Raw genomic sequence first — 2,270 nt, 5'->3', positions numbered from 1 at the left:
GCCTCAAGCCGTACTGCTCCGGCGCGCGTGTCTGTACGCACGCCCTGGTCACCGCCGACAGCGACGAAGGCCGGCGGCTGTTCGCCGTACGTGTGGCGGAGCCCGGGGTGAGTCCGGTGCCCGGCAGCTGGCAGGCGGTCGGTATGGCCGGCAGCGACACCCCCGACGTCACCTTCTCCGACGTGCCGGCCACCCCCGTCGGCGAGGTCGGACAGTACGTCGAGCGGCCCGGCTTCCAGCACGGCGGGATCGGGGTGGCGGCCTGCTGGCTCGGCGGCGCGCGGGCCGTCGCCGACACCCTGCTGGCCTCGGCGCGCAAGCGGACGCCCGACGCCCACACCGCCGCGCATCTGGGCGCCGTGGACGTACTGCTCGGCGCTGCCGAGACGGTACTGGCCCAGGCGGGCGACGACATCGACGCCGACCCGCTGGACGCCCTCGGCGATGCCAGGGTGCGCAGCCTGCGCGTACGCGCCCTGGCCGAGCAGGTCTGTACGGACGTGCTCGGCCATGTCGGGCGGGCGACCGGCGCAGGCCCGCTCTGCCACGACGCCCGGCATGCCAGGAACGTGGCCGACCTGACCGTCTACATCCGTCAGCACCACGCCGAGCGCAATCTGGCGGAGCTGGGCCAACTGCTGGCCGAGCGCGAAGACGCCGATCGCGACGAGACCGACCGCGACGGGACCGATCGCGAGGCCGGCCGGTGAGCGGCGCGCGGCAAGCCGCCGCCGAAGCCATCGAGGCGCCCGGCACCCCGGAGGCGCTGTGGGCGTCCTGGGAGGGGCTCGGCCGCCTCCCCGAGGCGCCGCTGCCCGCCGCGGGACCCGTGGTCGTCGTGGCGGCGCATCCGGACGACGAGGTGCTCGGCTTCGGCGGCGCCCTCGCCACCCTCGCCGCGGCCGGTACCGAGGTCGTTCTGGTGTCGGTCACCGACGGCGAGGGGTCGCACCCCCGCAGCCGCCGCACGGACTCGTCCCGGCTGGCCGGGATCAGGGAGGCCGAGCTGGCGGCCGCACTCTCCGAGCTGGGCCTGCCCGCGCTCGCGACGCGCCGGCTGCACGTACCCGACACGCAGGTCGACACGTACGAGCAGCGGGTGCGCTCGGCGCTCACCGAACTGCTCCGCGAGACGAACGCCGCCCACTGCGTCGCGCCGTGGACCGGCGATCTGCACAGCGACCACGAGGCCGCGGGCCGCGCCGCCGTGGCGGCCTGCGCCGACACCGACGTACCTCTGTGGCTCTATCCGGTGTGGCTGTGGCACTGGGCCACGCCCGACGACCCACGGGTGCCCTGGCACACCGCTGCGCGAATCCCCCTGACCGGCGCCGCACACTCCCGAAAGCTGCGCGCCGTCGAGCGGTTCACCAGCCAGATCGCTCCGCTCGGCGAGGGGCCCGGTGAGGCGGCGATCCTGCCTCCCGAAGAACTCGCCCACCACACACGGCCGTTCGAGGTGGTCTTCAGATGAGCACGCCCGCAGGCTACTTCGAGGCGATGTACGAGAACGCGGCGGATCCCTGGGATCTCGCCGGACGCTGGTACGAGCAGCGCAAGTACGCGATCACCCTTGCCGCGCTGCCCAAGCGCCGCTATCGCAGCGCCTTCGAGCCCGGCTGCTCGGTCGGTGTGCTGACCCGGCTGCTGGCCGCCCGTTGCGAGCGCCTGCTGTCCACCGACCGGATTCCGGCGGCCGTCGGGACAGCGGCGGCGCGCACCGACGGCCTTCCCGGCGTCGAGGTGCGCGAGCTGGCCGTCCCGGCTGGCTGGCCCGAGGGGACCTTCGACCTCGTCGTCCTCTCCGAGCTGCTGTACTACTTCGACGACCGGGAACGGCAGGCCATTCTCGACCAGGCAGTGGCGAGCCTCGAGCCCGGCGGCACCCTCGTCACCGTGCACTGGGACCACCCCGTCGCCGAACACCGGTTCACCGGCACCGAGCTGGCCCCGCTGGTCGCCGCGACACCCGGCCTCCAGCTGCTCACCGATCACCGCGATCCGGACTTCGTCCTCCAGGTGTTCGCCAGGCGGCACCCGGACGGCAGCCCCGTGCAGTCACCCGCGGCGGACGAGGGACTGGTGTGAGCGGCCCGCCGGCTCCCCGCTCCGTCACCGCGTGCGCCGTCGTCGTACCCGCGCACAACGAGGCCGCTTCCCTGCCCGCCACGCTGCGCACCGTACGGGCCGCGGCGCGGCACCCCGCGCTGGCCGGTGTGCGCGTACTGATCGTGGTGGCGGCCGACGACTGCCGCGACGACACCGCCGGC

2 protein-coding genes and 2 pseudogenes are annotated in these 2,270 nt (G+C 74.5%); all 4 read left to right on the top strand.

Features of this window, described 5'->3' with window-relative positions:
* Positions 1-710, top strand: a pseudogene (locus HY68_RS28415) (acyl-CoA dehydrogenase); the annotation flags it as partial.
* Positions 707-1,474, top strand: coding sequence for a PIG-L family deacetylase (locus HY68_RS28410; protein WP_041994123.1), 768 nt, complete (start codon positions 707-709; stop codon positions 1,472-1,474). The pseudogene HY68_RS28415 and the gene HY68_RS28410, both read left to right, overlap by 4 nt.
* A complete protein-coding gene (locus HY68_RS28405) occupies positions 1,471-2,088 on the top strand; it encodes an SAM-dependent methyltransferase (RefSeq protein WP_041994120.1) in 618 nt (205 codons plus the stop codon). The genes HY68_RS28410 and HY68_RS28405 overlap by 4 nt, the downstream gene beginning before the upstream one ends.
* A pseudogene (locus HY68_RS45610) lies at positions 2,085-2,270 on the top strand (glycosyltransferase family 2 protein); the annotation flags it as partial. The gene HY68_RS28405 and the pseudogene HY68_RS45610, both read left to right, overlap by 4 nt.

Origin of the sequence: Streptomyces sp. AcH 505, from assembly GCF_000818175.1 — a bacterium.
Classification (GTDB): domain Bacteria; phylum Actinomycetota; class Actinomycetes; order Streptomycetales; family Streptomycetaceae; genus Streptomyces.
This window is presented reverse-complemented; position numbering and strand designations above follow the sequence as displayed.